The sequence below is a fragment of the Streptomyces sp. RKND-216 genome (assembly GCF_004795255.1).
GTDB lineage: Bacteria > Actinomycetota > Actinomycetes > Streptomycetales > Streptomycetaceae > Streptomyces > Streptomyces hazeniae.
In genome coordinates this window covers 1335272-1353506 of record NZ_SSBQ01000002.1, presented here as the reverse complement: position 1 = coordinate 1353506, position 18235 = coordinate 1335272, and the positions used below count along the sequence as shown (strand labels likewise).

The window sequence follows — 18235 nt, the reverse complement described above, 5'->3', positions numbered from 1 at the left end:
CTGACGAGGGCACGAGGCGGGGTCGTTTCGTAGGGTCTGCACATGACCGATTTGCCTCAGGACTCCCGCGGCCGAGTGGCCGAGCTGCACGCGATCCGTGACGAGGCCCTTGGGGGGCCGAGTGAGCGGGCGACGGAGGCGCAGCATGCGAAGGGCAAGCTGACGGCTCGGGAGCGGATCGATCTGCTGATGGATGCGGGGTCGTTCCGTGAGGTGGAGACGTTGCGGCGGCATCGTGCGTCGGGGTTCGGGCTGGAGGCGAAGCGGCCGTACACCGATGGTGTGGTGACGGGGTGGGGTGAGGTCGAGGGGCGGACGGTGTTCGTGTACGCCCACGATTTCCGGATCTTCGGTGGTGCGCTGGGGGAGGCGCATGCGGCGAAGATTCACAAGATCATGGATATGGCGATTGCGGCGGGTGCGCCGTTGGTGTCGTTGAACGACGGTGCGGGGGCGCGGATTCAGGAGGGTGTTTCGGCGCTTGCGGGGTATGGGGGGATTTTTCAGCGGAACACGCGGGCGTCGGGGGTGATTCCGCAGATCAGTGTGATGCTGGGGCCGTGTGCGGGGGGTGCGGCGTATTCGCCGGCGTTGACGGATTTCGTGTTCATGGTGCGGGAGACCTCGCAGATGTTCATCACGGGTCCGGATGTGGTGCAGGCGGTGACCGGTGCGCAGGTGTCGCAGAACGGTCTGGGTGGTGCGGATGTGCACGCGGCGACGTCGGGTGTGTGTCATTTCGCGTACGACGACGAGCAGACGTGTCTGGAGGAGGTCAGGTACCTGCTGTCCCTCCTCCCGCAGAACAACCGCGAGAACCCGCCCGTGGTCCAGACCTCCGACGAGGTCGCCCGCCGCACCGACTCCCTCCTCGACCTGGTCCCGGCCGACGGCAACCGCCCGTACGACATGCGCGCCGTCATCGAGGAACTCGTCGACGACGGTGAGCTGCTGGAGGTCCACGAGCGGTGGGCGGGGAACATCCTGTGCGTGCTGGGGCGGATGGGTGGCCAGGTCGTGGGGATCGTGGCCAATCAGCCGCAGGTGCTGGCGGGTGTGCTGGACATCGAGGCCAGTGAGAAGGCGGCGCGGTTCGTGCAGATGTGCGACGCGTTCAACATCCCGATTGTGACGCTGCTCGACGTTCCGGGTTTTCTCCCAGGAGTGGACCAGGAGCACGGCGGGATCATCCGGCACGGGGCGAAGCTGCTGTACGCCTACTGCAATGCGACGGTGCCGCGGATCTCGGTGGTGCTGCGCAAGGCGTACGGGGGTGCGTACATCGTGATGGATTCGCAGTCGATCGGGGCGGACCTGACGTTCGCGTGGCCGACGAACGAGATCGCGGTGATGGGCGCGGAGGGCGCGGCGAACGTGATCTTCCGGCGGCAGATCGCGGCGGCGGACGATCCGGAGGCGATGCGGGCCCGGATGGTCAAGGAGTACAAGGCGGAGCTGATGCACCCGTACTACGCGGCCGAGCGGGGGCTGGTCGATGACGTGATCGACCCGGCGCAGACGCGGCAGGTGCTCGTCGACTCGCTGCGGATGCTGCGCAGCAAGCACGCGGACCTGCCCTCCCGCAAGCACGGCAACCCGCCCCAGTGACAGGCCCGTCCCGCACCGCGAAGCACACCCCGACCGACCGACGCAGAGAGACGGAGTACGAAGTGAGCACTGCAGGCACCCGACTGGTCCGCGTCGAGAAGGGCCACGCGAGCGACGAGGAACTCGCCGCCGTCACCGCCCTGCTGCTGGCGCGTGCGACCGCCGCCCCGCTGCGGGCCGCCGCCGGCCACAGCGCGGCCGCCGCCCGCGGTGCGGCCGGCAAGGCGGGCTGGCGCCGCCTGGAGCGCACCCCGGGCTTCCGGGCCCCGCACAGCTGGCGCCACTGATACACCGGCTGTCCCGGGAGACGGCACGACGAAGCCCCGCACACCGAGGTGTGCGGGGCTTCCTCGTGTGCGCCGCGGCCGTGGGTCGTCAGCTGCGCGGGTCGTCCATCAGCACGGTGCGGAGCGGATTCGCGGTCTGCAGGGGAAGTTCCGTCTCACCCTGCCCCTCGACCGACTGCGGCGCCAGCTCGTCCGCGCTGTCGAGGTGCGCGAGAGTGGTGCGGCGGGGGTTGGCTATGGTGCTGATGCGCATCGTCGTCTTCACGTGTCGAGTTCCCCAGCGAGTCGCTTGTCGTTTCGGTACGGCGTGTAAACGCCGAGCGTAGGCCTCCGATTCCCCAGAGCCATGTGATTCAGACAACCCCTGGCTTGTGAGTTTCCTCACTTACTCACCAATAAAACCGGCATACCGGTCAGGCTGCGGGGAGTGATGAAAGGGGCGAATGTGAGGATCGTGATCAAGTGCGTCGCACTGCGCGCTACCGGGGCAGGGGGGTGAGCCGCCACGCTCGTGCGGATACATCCGGCATGTCGGGTGGGCGTCCGCACGGGAGGTGATCGCATGTCTCCAGGGCGTCACGTATGTCACAGGGTCATCCACAGGCCTTGTTGCAGATCCGGCACTGTGCTGGAATTCCACGGACCGCCGCGGGAGAACAGCCGGCGCGCAGGGGGCGCACAGGAGCGCCGCGCGGCGGTGGAACGGGACGCGCCGGCCACTCACGACCGCCCTGGGGGCCCGGGAAACCCCCTTATCGATACCGTCCCGCTGCGCTGAGCGGGGGGACGCCTGGTCCAGAGGTTGCGACGCTAGTGCAGGGACGTTTCAAGAGGGATGGCAGCGCTGCGGGAGACCCGGAGCTGCGCGGTGCGACCGACCGCGGCTCCTCGCCCCAGCGTGCCCGGGAGAGCAGCCCGACGGCGGCCGTCCAGGAATCCGAGACCACGGAGACGCTGTCCAGCGGCCGGTCCGCGGGCGACGGCGGCACCGCCGGCGGCAGGGGCCGGGAGTCCGGCGGGCCGGGGTCCCGACTGGCCCTGCGCAACTGGCGGATCAGCACGCGCCTGGTCTCACTGCTGGCCCTCCCCGTAGTCGCGGCCACCACCCTCGGCGCCCTCCGCATCGAGGACTCCCTCTCCAACGTCGACCAGCTCGAAAACATGCGGCTCCTCACCGAGATGACGGAGCACGCCACCGAACTCGCCGCCGCCCTCCAGGAGGAGCGGGACAAGGCGGCCGGCCCGCTGATCAGCACGGGCAACGAGAAGGACGACTCGGTCGTCTCGACCCGCGAGGCCACGGACCGGGCGCGCGCCGCCTTCCGTGCGGCCTCCGGTGACATCAACCCCGACGACCGGGTGCTCGCCGGTGTCCAGGCCACGGTGTACGACATCAGCCGTCAGCTCCAGGACCTCAAGAGCATCCGCGAGAACGCGTACGAGAACTCGAAGTACACGTCGCAGACCGTTGACCGGTACAGCCGGCTCATCGACTCGCTGCTGTCCCTCTCCCAGGACATGGCGCAGGCGACCAGCAACCCGGACATGATCCAGAGCACCCGCGCGCTGGCCTCCTTCTCCTCCGCGAAGGAGTACGCCTCCATCCAGCGGGCCATCATCAGCGCCGGCCTGGCCCACAAGGGCGGGCCGGAGCTGTCCGAGAACGACCGTCTGTACGCCAAGAGCGCCATGGAGGCCGAAGCCTCCAGCCTCGGCTCGTTCCGCGCCGTCTACGGACCGCAGGCATCCGAGGACCTGCTGGAGCCGCTGGACGGCGGCATCGTCAACATCAGCGCTGCGAACACCTACCGCGACCGGGTCCTCAGCTCCGACGACGGCATCGCGCAGGAGGACCGCTCCTACCTCGACTGGTACGACCAGGACTCCACCAAGATCTACGAGATGGAGAAGATCGAGGAGTCCCTGCTCAACGACATGGAGCAGGAAGCCCGTACGCTCCGCTCCGAGTCGCAGCGCAACGCGATCATCAACGGTGCCCTCATCCTGCTCGTGCTGGGCATCTCGCTGGTCGGCGCCTTCGTCGTCGCCCGCTCGATGGTCCGGTCGCTGCGCCGCCTCCAGGACACCGCCCAGGACGTCGCCCGCAAGCGGCTTCCCGAGCTGGTCAAGCAGATGTCCGAGGCCGAGCCGCAGGACGTCGACACCTCCGTCGAGTCCGTGGGCGTGCACAGCCGGGACGAAATCGGCCGGGTGGCCGCGGCGTTCGACGACGTCCACCGCGAGGCCGTGCGGCTCGCCGGCGAGCAGGCCCTCCTGCGGGGCAACGTCAACGCGATGTTCACCAACCTCTCGCGTCGCAGCCAGGGCCTCATCCAGCGCCAGCTGTCGCTGATCTCCGAACTGGAGTCCCGCGAGGCCGACCCGGACCAGCTGTCCTCGCTGTTCAAGCTGGACCACCTGGCGACCCGCATGCGCCGCAACGGCGAGAACCTCCTCGTCCTCGCGGGCGAGGAGCCGGGACGCCGCTGGACCCGGCCGGTCCCGCTCGTCGACGTGCTCCGCGCCGCGGCCTCCGAGGTGGAGCAGTACGAGCGCATCGAACTCAACTCGGTGCCCTCCACCGAGGTCGCCGGCCGTGTGGTCAACGACCTGGTCCACCTGCTCGCCGAGCTGCTGGAGAACGCCACCTCGTTCTCCTCCCCGCAGACCAAGGTCAAGGTCACCGGCCACGCGCTGCCCGACGGCCGGGTGCTGGTCGAGATCCACGACACCGGCATCGGTCTGTCTCCCGAAGACCTCTCCTCGATCAACGAGCGGCTTGCGAACCCGCCGACCGTGGACGTCTCCGTCTCCCGCCGCATGGGTCTGTTCGTGGTCGGCCGCCTGTCCCTGCGGCACGGCATCCGGATCCAGCTGCGGCCCTCCGACTCGGGCGGCACCACCGCGCTGGTCATGCTTCCGGTCGACGTCGCCCAGGGCGGCCAGGCGCCCAAGGGCAAGCCGGGCGCCCGCGCAGGCGCCCCCAAGGGCGGCGGAGGCCTTGCCGCGGCGCTCCAGCGCCAGCCTCGCGGCGGCGCGGGCTCCCCGTCGGCCGGCCAGTCCCCGCTCGGCGCCGGCGGCTCCCGCGGGCAGGTCGGGGGAGGCACGGCCCGTCCTGCCTTGCCCGGCGGTGAGCCGGGCGGCAGTCCTTCCGGTCTGCCCAAGCGTCCCGTCGGCGGCGGAACGCCCGTCGGCGCGGGCTCCGGTGCCCCGCAGGCGTCCGGCGGCGACTTCTTCGGCGGCGGCGCGCCGGGAGCCGGTGCGGGCGGCCCGCAGCGCCCCGGACTACCCGTGCGCGGCGGCGGCTCCGCGGGCGAGTCGCCCGGCGGCGGCGCCGCGTCCGCAGCGGGTGCCGGCGGCTTCCCGAGGCCGCAGAGCGGCGGCCCGGGCCGCCCCGGCGGCCCTGGTGACACCGCCCAGTTCGAGCGCCCCGACTTCGACGGACCGCCCCCGGCGGTCCGCCCGGCGCCCGGCGGCGCGCTGGAGCCGCCCCGGCCGAGCTGGGCTGCGGCGGACAGCCCGCGCGGCCACGACGAGCCGGTCACCGGCGACTACCCCCGGGCCGCACACCCGCAGGCCGGGCCGCAGGACACCGGAGAGTTCGCCCTGCCCGCCGGACCGTCCGCGTCCGGGCCGGACCAGGGCGGCCCCTCCTACGGGGGCCCGTCGTACGGCGGCCCGTCGTACGGGAACGACGACTTCGGTATCCCCGCAGGGCCGTCGGCCGGCGCCGACACCCGTACCCCGATTTTCGAGTCGATGGAATCGAGTTGGTTCCGCGGCTCCTCTGGGTCCCAGAACCGGAACGCCGGTACCCCGGCGTCCGCGAACGGTGACCCGCAGTCGCAGGCGCACACCCCGCGCCCCGGCCCCGCCTCCGCTGAGATGGCGCCGCAGCGGCCCGCGCGCGGCATGCCGAACGGCGAAGGCCCCGGCACCGGTGGCTCCCACGACACGGGAGCCAACTGGGGTGCCGCCCCGAACGACGAGCGCTGGCGTCAGGCGGAACAACTGCGCCAGCCCGCCGCCGGGGGCGTCACCACGTCCGGCCTGCCGCGTCGCGTGCCCCGTGCCAACCTGGTGGCGGGGACCGCGCAGCAGCAGGACGGCCCCGCCCGGTCCGGTCCCCAGGTCTCGCGTGCGCCCGATGACGTGCGCGGGCGGCTGACGAATCTCCGTCGTGGCATCCAGCAGGGCCGTCAGGCCGGTGCGGACGGCCGCGGCATCGGTCCCACCTACCAGCAGGAGCGTTAGTTGAGTCCGATGAGCCAGGCGGCGCAGAACCTGAACTGGTTGATCACCAACTTCGTGGACAACACCCCCGGGGTGTCCCACACGGTGGTGGTCTCCGCGGACGGACTGCTCCTCGCGATGTCCGAGGGCTTCCCCCGCGATCGTGCCGACCAGTTGGCGGCGGTCGCGTCCGGGCTGACCTCGCTGACCGCCGGGGCCTCTCGTATCTTCGAGGGCGGCAGCGTCAACCAGACCGTCGTGGAGATGGAGCGCGGCTTCCTCTTCATCATGTCCATCTCGGACGGCTCCTCCCTCGCCGTCCTTGCCCATCCCGATGCCGATATCGGCCTCGTCGGGTACGAGATGGCCCTCCTCGTGGACCGCGCGGGCACCGTCCTCACCCCGGACGTCCGCGCGGAACTGCAAGGCAGCATCCTCAACTGAGTGTCAGCTCCCCCCACATGAGCAGCACAGTCCGCATCGCCGACAGAATGCCTCGCCCGGAGGAGCCATGATCCCGCCGCACGCCTCGCCCGGCCCGTACGGTGCGCCGCAACACCACGCCTCCTACGGCGATGACGGCGATCAGCCGCTGGTGCGTCCGTACGCGATGACGGGCGGCCGTACGCGTCCGCGCTACCAGCTGGCGATCGAGGCGCTGGTGAGCACCAGCGCCGACCCCGCGCACCTCCAGGGCCTGCTCCCGGAGCACCAGCGAATCTGCCACCTGTGCCGTGAGGTCAAGTCGGTCGCGGAGGTCTCCGCGCTGCTGGCGATACCCCTGGGCGTGGCCCGGATTCTCGTCGCCGACCTCGCCGAGGCCGGGATGGTGGCCATCCACCAGCCCGGCGGCAACGCCGAGCCCGGCGGCGCCCCCGACGTGACCTTGCTGGAAAGGGTGCTCAGTGGACTTCGCAAGCTCTAGCCCGCAGGCGGGGCAGCCGGCGTACGGGGGCGGAGGCGGAGTCCCCACCCCCCGGTCCACGACTTCGGCCAAGATCGTGGTGGCCGGCGGCTTCGGTGTGGGCAAGACGACGTTCGTCGGCGCGGTCTCGGAGATCAATCCGCTGCGTACCGAGGCCGTGATGACCTCCGCGTCGGCCGGCGTGGACGATCTGACCCACACCGCGGACAAGACCACGACCACGGTGGCGATGGACTTCGGCCGCATCACCCTGGACGACGATCTGATCCTGTACCTCTTCGGTACGCCGGGGCAGGACCGGTTCTGGTTCATGTGGGACGACCTGGTGCGCGGTGCGATCGGTGCCGTGGTGCTGGTGGACACGCGCCGGCTGGCGGACTGCTTCCCGGCGGTGGACTACTTCGAGAACAGCGGTCTGCCGTTCGTGATCGCGCTCAACGGCTTCGAGGGTCATCAGCCGTACACGCCGGAGGAGGTGCGGGAGGCGTTGCAGATCGGACCGGACGCGCCGATCATCACCACCGATGCCCGGCACCGCGCCGACGCCAAGAGCGCGCTGATCACCCTGGTCGAGCACGCGCTACTGGCCCGCCTCAAGTGACGCTCCTTGCGATCAACTCGTCCCGCAGCGGGCCGAGTTGATCCACCCGGCCGTTCCGGTCCCGAGTGTGTTCTTCGCCATGGTTGAGACACGTTTCATAACGTTTCCGCAGCTGATTGACGACCTGTCGACACGCCGGGCGAGCAGAGCGTTTCGTTCTGCGCACAGATATTTGAGTTTTCGCACCCCTTGTCCCTTTTGTGACAATTTGAACCTTGCGTGCTGCCACGAATCGAGGGCTCCGTCAAGTGTTTGGAAAGCGGCGCCTTCACGTGCTGGAATTCGCTGAACTCAGCAGTAGGTACGGCTTCATCCAATTCGAGGGGCCGCGCGCCGAGAGGTGAGAAGTCGAGTGAGGCGTAGGAACGAGGACTCCGCTCCGCGGGACACGGGCGGGTCACGGGGCAATTTCACCCCGCCCGCCCGCGTGTCGACGGAGCGTGGACGGCCGTCCGAGCCGGTCCCGCCGAGCGGCAGCCGGCTGTCCGTGCGCAACTGGCGCGTGCCCACCAGACTGAACGCGATCCTGCTGATTCCCGTGCTGGTCGCGCTCGTCTTCGGCGGATTCCGGGTGCAGAGCTCGGTCGACACCTGGAACGAGGCCGAGGAGGCGCACGACATCGCCCGCCTCGTCGAGGCCGCGTACGACTACAGCAACGCCCTGCTCAACGAGCGTGATCGCTCCGCCGAACCCCTCCTCGACGGGCGCAGGAACGATCCGACGGTCCTCAAGCTGCGCGCGGCCACGGACCGTGCCAAGGAGGCGTTCGACGCCGAGGCCGAGAACATGCCGTCCAAGCCGGGTCTCGAGCGCCGCCTGGAGCAGTTCCGCGAGGCAGAGCCGCAGCTGGAGAAGCTGCGTCAGGTCGCCTACACGGGCAGGCTCGACGGTGTGAAGACCGAGGAGGGCTACACCGAGGTCCAGCACTTCCTGATGCAGTTCGCGAACGAACTGGGTCTCGGCTCCGGCAACGTCACCTCCTACGGCCGGTCGGTCTACGCCGTCGCTCTCGCCAAGGGCGCCGAGTCGCTCCAGCGTTCCATCGGCATGCACCTGCTGCTGAAGCCCGCCGAGGACCCCGCCGAGCTGAAGCGCCAGCTCACGGCCTTCTCCTCGTACGCCTACCTCGAGCGGATCGCCGTGGAGGAGTTCGTCGGCGGTGGGCGCCCCCAGGACATCGCGCTCTTCGAGAACAAGATGCGGCAGGCGCAGCAGGCCGGCAAGGAGAAGGCCGCCGCCGCCCGGCAGGCGGCTGAGGCCCAGGGCAAGCCGTTCGTCGCCCCGCCGCCGATGGAGGACATGATCCGGGCGATCGCCGGCGGTGCCGAGGCGAGCGAGCTGCGCCGGCAGGGCGTCACCCCGCAGACCTGGTCCGCCGCCGCCACGGCCAAGTTCGACGCCTACCGGACCGTGGAGACCGAGCTGGTCGACAGCGCCGTGGCCGAGACCGAGCAGATCGCCGCCGAGTCCCGGATCGACACCTTCGTCACCGGCGCCATCGTGCTCACCGCGCTGCTGATCGCCTTCGCGCTGGCCGCGCTGATGGCCCGCTCCATGAGCCGCAGCATGCTCTCGCTGCGGACGGCCGCGTTCGACGTCGCCGAGCAGCGCCTGCCGATGCTCGTCGACCAGCTCTCCCGGACCGAACCCGGCCGGGTCGACACCCGCGTCGAGCCCATCCCCATCACCAGCACCGACGAGATCGGCGAGGTCGCCCGCGCCTTCGACCAGGTGCACCGCGAGGCCGTCCGGCTCGCCGCGGAGCAGGCGCTGCTGCGAGGCAACGTCAACGCGATCTTCACCAACCTCTCCAGTCGCAACCAGGGGCTCATCGAGCGCCAGCTCGCCCTGATCACCGAACTGGAGAACAACGAGGCCGACCCCGACCAGCTGGAGAACCTCTTCCGGCTGGACCACCTGGCCACCCGCATGCGCCGCAACGGCGAGAACCTGCTGGTCCTCGCCGGTGAGGAGCCGGGCCGCAGCTGGAGCCGGCCGGTGCCGCTGGTGGACATCCTGCGGGCCGCTTCCTCGGAGGTGGAGCACTACGAGCGGGTCGGGATGTCCTCCGTCCCGGACAGCGAGATCCACGGCGCGGCCGTGACGGACCTCGTGCACCTGCTGGCCGAGCTGCTGGAGAACGCCACCTCCTTCTCCTCGCCGCAGACCCGGGTCGAGGTCGCCGCCACGCGCCTGCCGGACGGCCGGGTGATGATCGAGATCCACGACAAGGGTATCGGCCTGACCGCGGAGGACTTCGCGGACATCAACCACAAGCTGGCCAACCCGCCGACCGTGGACGCCGCCGTCTCCCGCCGGATGGGCCTGTTCGTGGTCGGCCGTCTGGCCGACCGGCACGGCATCCGCGTGCAGTTGCGGCCCTCGGGCGAGCAGGCCGGCACCACCTCTCTGGTCATGCTTCCGGAGGCCATCACGCAGGGTGGCGGCGCGGAGGAGATCGAGCAGGACTTCACCGTCTCCAGGATCATGCCCGAGCAGCCCGCTGCCGCGCAGCCGGTCTTCGACCAGCACCTGCGCTCGGCCGCCGACCTGGGCTTCGACGACTCGCGTTTCGCCTCCGAGGGCGAGCCGGTCCCCGACGGGGCGCAGTACGACGCCCTCGGCCGCTCCCTCCTGCGTGAGGAGCGCCGCGCCGCGCTGGAGGGCCGCCGGCCCGACGAACCGGAGGGTGCCTGGAACGAGACCGGCGACGGGTACGAGTACGGCGACGGCCACGGAGCCGGCGACGGTTACGCCGCCCGTACCGGGTACGAAACGGACGGCGGGTCCTCGAGCGGCGGCTATGCCGCGGGCACCGCAGACCGGTCCGGATACGGGCAGAGCGGATACGACCCCGGCCCGGAGTTCCCGGCCGGTGACCAGCCCGGTTATGATCACCGGACCTCGGGCTGGCCGGAAGCGGAATCCGCTCCCGGCGTTCACGAGGGCACCGGTGAGCGCGTAGGCTTCGAACGACCGGGCCCCTCACCGAGCAGCTACCACTCCACGACCGGCGCGGGACTCCCGCGGCGGGACCCGGGGCGACGGCCGCACGAAGAGGGACCGGCAGCGCAGCACCAGGTCCGAGCGGAATCTCCGTCCCAGCAGCCGCAGCAGTCCCTGCCGCAGCAGCCGGGCTCCCCGGAGAACACCGGCGGCCAGTGGAGTTCGACCAACGACGACCGCTGGGGCCGGGCCGAGAAGCTGCGCAACCCGCAGGCCGGCGGTGTCACGCACTCCGGCCTCCCGCGACGGGTGCCCAGGGCCAACCTGGTCGAGGGCACCGCGGCGCAGAGCCCGCAGGGCGGCCCTCAGGTCTCCCGCGCCCCCGAGGACGTACGCGGCAGGCTCAGCAACCTGCACCGCGGCGTCCGGAGGGGACGCAACGCGAGCGATGCCCACCAGAACGACCGACAGGGCTTCGGCCCCGGCAGCACCTACGATCAGGAGCGTTAGTGTGAGCCCGATGAGCCAGGCGGCGCAGAACCTGAACTGGTTGATCACCAACTTCGTGGACAACACCCCCGGGGTGTCCCACACCGTGGTGGTCTCCGCGGACGGACTGCTCCTCGCGATGTCCGAGGGCTTCCCCCGCGATCGTGCCGACCAGCTGGCGGCGGTCGCGTCCGGGCTGACCTCGCTGACCGCCGGGGCCTCTCGTATCTTCGAGGGCGGCAGCGTCAACCAGACCGTCGTGGAGATGGAGCGCGGCTTCCTCTTCATCATGTCCATCTCGGACGGCTCCTCCCTCGCCGTCCTTGCCCATCCCGATGCCGATATCGGCCTCGTCGGGTACGAGATGGCCCTCCTCGTGGACCGCGCGGGCACCGTCCTCACCCCCGATCTGCGTGCTGAATTGCAGGGATCCCTTCTCAACTAGGCATCGAAAAGGCGACCAGGCAGTGCGCATCGCGTCTCCGCCCCATAGGGTGCCGGGGACGCGGTGCCACCGGGAAACCGTGGCAGCAACTGGCAGTTGTGGCCCGCTAGTCCGTAGCCGGAGGAGGAAACGTGACAACGTCACCAGGCGGACCGTCGTACGGCGACGGCCGGGAACAGCAGCAGGGCTCACCCCTGAAGCGGTTCAACTTCCCCTCCGCGCCCAGCGAGCGCGTGGCCTCCCGGCCCGCCCCTGCGCAAGCGCCGGCGGATCCGCAGCCGTATGACACCTCGCCCCACTACGACGAGCAGCCGCAACGGCCGGAACGCCCGCTCCCCCCTCAGCCGCAGCACCACTCCCCGACGCCACCGCCCCACCGGATCGAGCCGGTGCAACCGCCGCAGCACCGGCCCGAGCCCGGCTCGGGCGGTCCGCGGGGCGGTGACTTCGACGTCGACGACGGCCGCAGCGACCAGCAGCCGTTGGTGCGTCCCTACGCCATGACGGGTGGCCGAACCCGTCCCCGCTACCAGCTGGCCATCGAGGCCCTGGTGCACACCACGGCGGACTCCGCACAGCTCCAGGGCCAGTTGCCCGAGCACCAGCGGATCTGCCGGCTCTGCTACGAGATCAAGTCGGTCGCCGAGATCTCCGCACTTCTCTCCATTCCCCTCGGCGTCGCACGGATCCTCGTGGCGGATCTGGCGGAGGCCGGCCTCGTCGCCATCCACCAGCCCGGTGGCGGCGACTCCGGCGCCGATGGCCAACCAGACGTGACACTGCTCGAAAGGGTGCTCAGTGGACTTCGCAAGCTCTAGCGGCGGTGCTGCTGCCCGCTCCACCACTTCCGCGAAAATCGTGGTGGCCGGCGGCTTCGGCGTGGGCAAGACCACCTTCGTCGGCGCGGTCTCGGAGATCAATCCGCTGCGTACCGAGGCCGTGATGACCTCCGCGTCGGCCGGCATCGACGATCTGACCCACACCGCGGACAAGACCACGACCACGGTGGCGATGGACTTCGGCCGCATCACCCTGGACCAGGACCTGATCCTGTACCTCTTCGGTACGCCGGGGCAGGACCGGTTCTGGTTCATGTGGGACGACCTGGTGCGCGGTGCGATCGGTGCCGTGGTGCTGGTGGACACGCGCCGGCTGGCGGACTGCTTCCCGGCGGTGGACTACTTCGAGAACAGCGGCCTGCCGTTCGTGATCGCGCTCAACGGCTTCGAGGGTCATCAGCCGTACACGCCGGAGGAGGTGCGGGAGGCGTTGCAGATCGGACCGGACGCGCCGATCATCACCACCGATGCCCGGCACCGCGCCGACGCCAAGAGCGCGCTGATCACCCTGGTCGAGCACGCGCTGATGGCCCGGCTCCGCTGACAGAAGCCACCGATCCCCGCGGACACCGGACGGGCTCCGGCAGGGCCGAGCCCGTCCGGCGTCCGCGGAGGCGTGCAATAGGCTGAGGGGCGGACCCGCAGACGCCGATCCCCAAGGAAATCCCCGTGCGCATCGCCCGCTTCTCCCTCGACGGCAACGTCGCCTTCGGCGTCGTCGAGGGCGACGAACTCGAGATCATCAAGGGCCACCCCTTCGCCGACTTCGAGCGCTCGGGCCACAAACTCCCTCTCGGCGCCGAACAGGTCCGCCTGCTCTCCCCGGTGCTCCCGAACAAGGTCGTGGCCATCGGCCGCAACTACGCGGAGCACGCCAGGGAGCTGGGTAACACCGTCCCGGACGTCCCGGTCGTCTTCTTCAAGCCCTCGACCTCCGTCGCCGGGCCCGGAGATCCTGTCGTCTACCCCGGCTTCTCGTCCGAGGTGCACCACGAGGCTGAGCTCGCCGTGGTGATCGGCCGCTTGTGCAAGGACGTGCCCCGCGAGCGCGCGCGTGACGTGATCCTCGGCTACACCTGCGCCAACGACGTCACCGCCCGTGACGCACAGCGCGCGGAGAGCCAGTGGGCGCGGGCGAAGGGCTTCGACACCTCCTGCCCGCTCGGGCCCTGGGTCGAGACGGAGCTGGACCCCGCGGACCTGGCCGTGCAGTGCACGGTCAACGGCGAGCAGCGCCAGCTGGGCCGCACCAGCGAGATGGTCCGCCCGGTGGAGGACCTGATCGTGCACATCACCGAGGCCATGACGCTGCTCCCGGGTGACGTCGTCCTCACGGGCACCCCGGCAGGGGTCGGCCCCCTCCACCCCGGCGACGAGGTCGCCGTCACCATCGAAGGCATCGGCACTCTCACCAACAAGGTTGTCAACCGTGGCTGACGCAAACGTACGCGTCCGATTCTGTCCCTCGCCGACCGGCAACCCGCACGTCGGGCTCGTTCGCACCGCGCTGTTCAACTGGGCCTTCGCCCGGCATCACGGCGGCACGCTGGTCTTCCGTATCGAGGACACCGACGCCGCCCGCGACTCGGAGGAGTCCTACGAGCAGCTGCTGGACGCCATGCGCTGGCTCGGCCTGGACTGGGACGAGGGCCCGGCGGCCTTCGACGGCGCCTCCGGCGGGGAGGTCGGCCCGCACGGCCCGTACCGCCAGTCGCAGCGCATGGACCTCTACCGGGACGTGGCCGGGAAGCTGCTCGACGCCGGTCACGCCTACCGCTGCTACTGCACCGCCGAGGAGCTGGAGACGCGCCGCGAGCTGGCGCGGGCCGAGGGCCGTCCGTCCGGCTACGACGGTCTGTGCCGCGACCTGCCGGCCGAGCAGGTCGCCGAGTACGAGGAGGCCGGCCGTGCCTCGATCGTCCGCTTCCGGATGCCGGACACGCCGATCACCTTCACCGACCTGGTGCGCGGCGAACTGACCTTCCAGCCGGAGAACGTCACCGACTACGGCATCGTGCGCGCGAACGGCGCCCCGCTGTACACGCTGGTCAACCCGGTCGACGACGCGCTGATGGAGATCACGCACGTGCTGCGCGGCGAGGACCTGCTGTCCTCCACGCCGCGCCAGATCGCGCTGTACCGGGCGCTCGCCGAGATCGGCGTGGGCGGCGGCACCGTACCGGCGTTCGGTCACCTGCCGTACGTGATGGGGGAGGGCAACAAGAAGCTCTCCAAGCGGGACCCGCAGTCCTCGCTCAACCTCTACCGCGAGCGCGGCTTCCTGCCCGCCGGTCTGCTCAACTACCTCTCGCTGCTGGGCTGGTCGATCGCCGAGGACCGGGACGTCTTCACCCTGGAGGAGATGGTGGCGGCGTTCGACGTGGCGGACGTCAACGCCAACCCGGCGCGCTTCGACCTGAAGAAGTGCGAGGCCATCAACGCGACCCACATCCGGGAGATGTCCGACGCCGACTTCGCCGCCGCCTGCGCGCCCTGGCTGCGCGACCCGTTCGCGCCCTGGAAGCCCGAGGCGTTCGATCAGGAGGCGTTCGACACGCTGGCACCGCTGGCCCGGACCCGGCTGACGGTCCTCTCGGAAATCACCCAGAACGTCGACTTCCTCTTCCTCGAGGAGCCGGTGCGGGACGAGAAGTCCTGGCAGAAGGCGATGAAGCCGGGGGCCGCGGCCGTGCTGCGGTCCATCCACTCCCGCCTGGCGGAGCTGGACGGCCCCTCCTGGGCGGCCGACCCGCTCAAGGAGGCCGTGCTGGCCGCCGGCGAGGCCCACGGTCTCAAGCTCGGCAAGGCGCAGGCGCCGCTGCGCGTGGCCGTCACCGGACGTACCGTCGGCCTGCCGCTGTTCGAGTCGCTGGAGGTGCTCGGCCGCGAGCGCACGCTCGCCCGGGTCGACGCCGCGCTGGCCCAACTCGCCGCCCAGCCCGAGGGCTGAGACCCGCGCCCGGCCCGGTGAGGGGCCCCAGACGTCCTGGCGGCGTCCCCGGCCCCTCACCGGCGTACGGGCCTGTGGCCGAGCGGGAACCCGTTTTGGAGCACGGTCGTCGATCGGGTAATGTTCTTCCTGTCGCCGAACGGGGCGGGCCGGAAGGCCGGACCACCGGGAGGCGGCCACCCGGACACAATCCCCCAGGGGTTTGCGTTTTGGTGGGCTATGGTGTAATTGGCAGCACGACTGATTCTGGTTCAGTTAGTCTAGGTTCGAGTCCTGGTAGCCCAGCGCGATCTCGCAGAGCAGCAGCTTCTCGCAGATCGATGCCCCCGTTGTGTAGCGGCCTAGCACGCCGCCCTCTCAAGGCGGTAGCGCCGGTTCGAATCCGGTCGGGGGTACGGATCCTCTCCGGAGGATCAGCGGTAAGCCCCCGTTGTGTAGCGGCCTAGCACGCCGCCCTCTCAAGGCGGTAGCGCCGGTTCGAATCCGGTCGGGGGTACACGGTCGCGAAGACCTCCCGCTCACCGAAGAGGCCCTCCCTCAGGGAGGGCCTCTTCGCGTTCCGCGGCCCCCGGGGGGTCGGCCGCGAGAGCTCAGCTTCCGCCGCTGCGCCGCAGCGACTCGCTCAGCCGCGCCGCCGCGTCCACGATCGCTTGCGCGTGCATACGCCCCGGGTGCCGCGTCAGCCGCTCGATCGGCCCGGACACGGACACCGCCGCGACCACGCGGTTCGACGGGCCGCGCACCGGCGCGGACACCGAGGCCACCCCCGGTTCCCGTTCGCCGATCGACTGCGCCCAGCCGCGCCGCCGGACGCCGGACAGGGCCGTGGCCGTGAAACGGGCCCCCTGGAGCCCCCGGTGCAGCCGCTCCGGTTCCTCCCAGGCCATGAGGATCTGCGCCGCCGACCCGGCCTTCATCGGCAGCGTCGACCCGACCGGGACGGTGTCCCGCAGGCCGGACAGCCGCTCGGCCGCCGCCACGCAGATCCGCATGTCGCCCTGGCGCCGGTACAACTGTGCGCTCTCCCCGGTGATGTCCCGCAGGTGCGTGAGCACTGGGCCGGCCGAGGCGAGCAGCCGGTCCTCGCCGGCCGCCGCGGCCAGCTCCCCCAGCCGCGGGCCGAGGATGAACCGGCCCTGCATGTCCCGCGCCACCATACGGTGGTGCTCCAGCGCCACCGCGAGCCGATGGGCCGTCGGGCGTGCCAGCCCGGTCGACCCGACCAGCCCGGCGAGGGTCGCCGGCCCCGACTCCAGTGCGCTGAGCACCAGAGCCGCCTTGTCGAGAACGCCCACTCCGCTCGTGGCGCCGCTACTGTTGTCCATGCGTCGATACTCACGTCTCAAAGTATGAAACGCAAGTTCAATTTCCTCCCGGACCCTCCAGTCTGGAGTGAGAGTCGCCACGCGCCCCCCGGGGGCGCGTACGGGAGGCGAAGGGCAACGACATGTGCCCGGCGGCGCTGCCGGTCACGGAGGGAAAGCGATGGCACGGACACTCGCGGAGAAGGTCTGGGACGACCATGTCGTCCGGCGTGCGGAGGGCGAACCCGACCTCCTCTTCATCGATCTCCACCTCCTCCACGAGGTGACCAGCCCGCAGGCCTTCGACGGGCTGCGCAAGGCAGGCCGCCCCGTGCGCCGGACCGACCTCACCCTCGCGACCGAGGACCACAACACCCCCACGCTCGACATCGACAAGCCCATCGCCGACCCCGTCTCCCGCACCCAGCTGGAGACCCTGCGCAAGAACTGCGCGGACTTCGGCGTCCGGCTGCACCCGCTGGGCGACGTCGAGCAGGGCATCGTCCACGTAGTGGGACCGCAGCTGGGACTGACCCAGCCCGGCACCACCGTGGTGTGCGGCGACAGCCACACCGCCACGCACGGCGCGTTCGGCGCGCTGGCCTTCGGCATCGGCACCAGCCAGGTCGAGCACGTTCTCGCCACCCAGACCCTGCCGCTCGCCCCGTTCCGGACGATGGCGGTCACGGTGCGGGGTGAACTGCCCGACGACGTCACCGCCAAGGACCTGATCCTCGCCGTCATTGCCCGCATCGGCACCGGCGGCGGCCAGGGTTACGTCATCGAGTACCGGGGTGAGGCGATCGAGAAGCTCTCGATGGAAGCCCGGATGACCATCTGCAACATGTCCATCGAGGCGGGCGCCCGCGCCGGCATGATCGCCCCGGACGAGACCACCTTCGCCTACCTGAAGGGCCGCGACCACGCCCCGCAGGGTGCCGACTGGGACGCCGCGGTGGAGTACTGGCGGACGCTGCGCACCGACGACGACGCGGCCTTCGACCACGAGGTGGTCCTGGACGCCTCCCAGTTGGCTCCCTTCGTCACCTGGGGCACCAACCCGGGACAGGGCGCCCCGCTCTCCGCGTCCGTGCCCGATCCGGCGTCGTTCGCCGACGACAGCGACCGGTTCGCCGCCCAGAAGGCGCTGGAGTACATGGGCCTGTCCGCCGGGCAGCCGCTGCGCGAGATCCCCGTCGACACCGTCTTCGTGGGCTCCTGCACCAACGGTCGCATCGAGGACCTGCGCGCCGCCGCCGCCGTACTGGAGGGGCACCGGGTCGCCGACGACGTCACGATGCTGGTGGTGCCCGGCTCGGTGCGGGTCTCTCTCCAGGCCGTGGCGGAGGGCCTGGACAAGGTCTTCACCGCTGCCGGCGCCGAATGGCGGCACGCCGGCTGTTCGATGTGCCTCGGCATGAATCCCGACCAGCTCGAACCGGGGGAGCGGGCCGCGTCCACCTCCAACCGCAACTTCGAGGGCAGGCAGGGCAAGGGCGGTCGCACCCACCTGGTCTCGCCGCAGGTAGCCGCCGCCACCGCGGTGCTGGGCCACCTCGCCTCGCCCGCCGACCTCGCCGACGTCCCCGCACTCCAGGAGGCCTGAG

General features: G+C 70.7%; 15 protein-coding genes and 3 tRNA genes. 16 read left to right on the top strand and 2 right to left on the bottom strand.

The features are described from left to right. The first annotated feature begins 42 nt into the window (after nucleotides 1–42). On the top strand, nucleotides 43–1608 hold the full coding sequence (locus tag E4198_RS05825; RefSeq protein WP_136182226.1) for an acyl-CoA carboxylase subunit beta: 1566 nt from the start codon (nucleotides 43–45) through the stop codon (nucleotides 1606–1608). A 62-nt stretch (nucleotides 1609–1670) separates the two neighbouring features. Further along, nucleotides 1671–1895, top strand: a complete 225-nt coding sequence (locus E4198_RS05820) for an acyl-CoA carboxylase epsilon subunit (RefSeq protein WP_136182225.1) — start codon at nucleotides 1671–1673, stop codon at nucleotides 1893–1895. Between the two features lie 88 nt (nucleotides 1896–1983). Here the strand turns inward: E4198_RS05820 and E4198_RS24805 are convergent, their stop codons facing one another. Further along, nucleotides 1984–2160: a hypothetical protein gene (locus E4198_RS24805; protein ID WP_168711374.1), complete on the bottom strand. Its 177-nt coding sequence runs from the start codon at nucleotides 2158–2160 to the stop codon at nucleotides 1984–1986. 548 nt (nucleotides 2161–2708) lie between these two features. Between E4198_RS24805 and E4198_RS05815 the strand changes: the two genes are divergently transcribed. The 13 genes from E4198_RS05815 (at nucleotide 2709) to E4198_RS05755 (ending at nucleotide 15820) form a co-directional block, all read left to right on the top strand. Then, nucleotides 2709–6149, top strand: coding sequence for a nitrate- and nitrite sensing domain-containing protein (locus E4198_RS05815; protein WP_136182224.1), 3441 nt, complete (start codon nucleotides 2709–2711; stop codon nucleotides 6147–6149). A gap of 9 nt (nucleotides 6150–6158) precedes the next feature. Further along, on the top strand, nucleotides 6159–6572 hold the full coding sequence (locus tag E4198_RS05810) for a roadblock/LC7 domain-containing protein (protein ID WP_136185200.1): 414 nt from the start codon (nucleotides 6159–6161) through the stop codon (nucleotides 6570–6572). 67 nt (nucleotides 6573–6639) lie between these two features. After that, nucleotides 6640–7053: a DUF742 domain-containing protein gene (locus E4198_RS05805; protein WP_027765239.1), complete on the top strand. Its 414-nt coding sequence runs from the start codon at nucleotides 6640–6642 to the stop codon at nucleotides 7051–7053. Nucleotides 7054–7126: 73 nt separating this feature from the next. Beyond that, entirely contained in the window at nucleotides 7127–7654 is a 528-nt protein-coding gene (locus tag E4198_RS05800; protein WP_136185199.1) for an ATP/GTP-binding protein, read from the top strand. A gap of 502 nt (nucleotides 7655–8156) precedes the next feature. Continuing rightward, the gene (locus tag E4198_RS05795; protein ID WP_247597567.1) at nucleotides 8157–11111 is read left to right on the top strand and encodes a nitrate- and nitrite sensing domain-containing protein; all 2955 of its coding nucleotides are present in this window, start codon (nucleotides 8157–8159) and stop codon (nucleotides 11109–11111) included. 10 nt (nucleotides 11112–11121) lie between these two features. Next, on the top strand, nucleotides 11122–11535 hold the full coding sequence (locus E4198_RS05790; RefSeq protein WP_037791334.1) for a roadblock/LC7 domain-containing protein: 414 nt from the start codon (nucleotides 11122–11124) through the stop codon (nucleotides 11533–11535). A gap of 131 nt (nucleotides 11536–11666) precedes the next feature. Beyond that, nucleotides 11667–12353 (top strand): DUF742 domain-containing protein, encoded by a 687-nt coding sequence (locus E4198_RS05785; RefSeq protein ID WP_136182222.1) that lies wholly within the window; start codon nucleotides 11667–11669, stop codon nucleotides 12351–12353. Then, nucleotides 12334–12918 (top strand): ATP/GTP-binding protein, encoded by a 585-nt coding sequence (locus tag E4198_RS05780; RefSeq protein ID WP_136182221.1) that lies wholly within the window; start codon nucleotides 12334–12336, stop codon nucleotides 12916–12918. Before E4198_RS05785 ends, E4198_RS05780 begins: the two co-directional genes overlap by 20 nt. A gap of 125 nt (nucleotides 12919–13043) precedes the next feature. After that, entirely contained in the window at nucleotides 13044–13811 is a 768-nt protein-coding gene (locus tag E4198_RS05775; RefSeq protein WP_136182220.1) for a fumarylacetoacetate hydrolase family protein, read from the top strand. Further along, nucleotides 13804–15324, top strand: a complete 1521-nt coding sequence (gene gltX, locus E4198_RS05770) for a glutamate--tRNA ligase (protein WP_136182219.1) — start codon at nucleotides 13804–13806, stop codon at nucleotides 15322–15324. Before E4198_RS05775 ends, gltX begins: the two co-directional genes overlap by 8 nt. 213 nt (nucleotides 15325–15537) lie before the next feature. After that, a tRNA-Gln gene (locus tag E4198_RS05765) sits at nucleotides 15538–15609 on the top strand. 37 nt (nucleotides 15610–15646) lie between these two features. Then, a tRNA-Glu gene (locus E4198_RS05760) sits at nucleotides 15647–15719 on the top strand. 28 nt (nucleotides 15720–15747) lie between these two features. Continuing rightward, nucleotides 15748–15820 (top strand) — tRNA-Glu (locus E4198_RS05755). A gap of 94 nt (nucleotides 15821–15914) precedes the next feature. Here the strand turns inward: E4198_RS05755 and ndgR are convergent. After that, nucleotides 15915–16649 carry an IclR family transcriptional regulator NdgR gene (gene ndgR, locus E4198_RS05750; RefSeq protein WP_027763835.1) on the bottom strand — a complete coding sequence of 245 codons (735 nt, stop codon included), beginning with the start codon at nucleotides 16647–16649 and terminating at the stop codon, nucleotides 15915–15917. Between the two features lie 160 nt (nucleotides 16650–16809). On the opposite strand from ndgR, the gene leuC reads away from it, so the two are divergent. Beyond that, complete coding sequence (gene leuC, locus E4198_RS05745) at nucleotides 16810–18234, top strand: 3-isopropylmalate dehydratase large subunit (protein WP_136182218.1); 1425 nt, start codon at nucleotides 16810–16812, stop codon at nucleotides 18232–18234. The last annotated feature ends 1 nt before the right edge of the window (nucleotide 18235 follow it).